This is a genomic window from Pseudoalteromonas sp. P1-7a (assembly GCF_001401855.1).
Taxonomy (GTDB): Bacteria; Pseudomonadota; Gammaproteobacteria; order Enterobacterales; family Alteromonadaceae; genus Pseudoalteromonas.
On the sequence record NZ_LKDU01000127.1, the window covers coordinates 1 to 293 of the forward strand.

At 41.6% G+C, this 293-nt stretch carries 2 tRNA genes; both read right to left on the reverse strand.

The features are described from left to right. Nucleotides 1-11: 11 nt before the first annotated feature. Nucleotides 12-87: transfer RNA gene (locus AN389_RS19795), tRNA-Phe, on the reverse strand. A 124-nt stretch (nucleotides 88-211) separates the two neighbouring features. Then, nucleotides 212-287, reverse strand: a tRNA-Thr gene (locus AN389_RS19800). Nucleotides 288-293: the final 6 nt, after the last annotated feature.

Consider the following 293-nt stretch of genomic DNA (forward strand, 5'->3'; position numbering starts at 1 on the left):
CTTAAAGTAAATGGTGCCTCGACCCGGAATCGAACCAGGGACACGAGGATTTTCAATCCTCTGCTCTACCAACTGAGCTATCGAGGCACATAAACTGTGCAATTAAACATTTAAAACATTTAATTTAAATAAATGGTGCCGACTAACCAAGTCGACGGGTAACTTGAACAGACTACTGATTACAGTTTCCTTTTCAAATTACTAAAATAAATGGTGCCGACTAACCGAGTCGAACGGTTGACCTACTGATTACAAGTCAGTTGCTCTACCAGCTGAGCTAAGTCGGCACACTA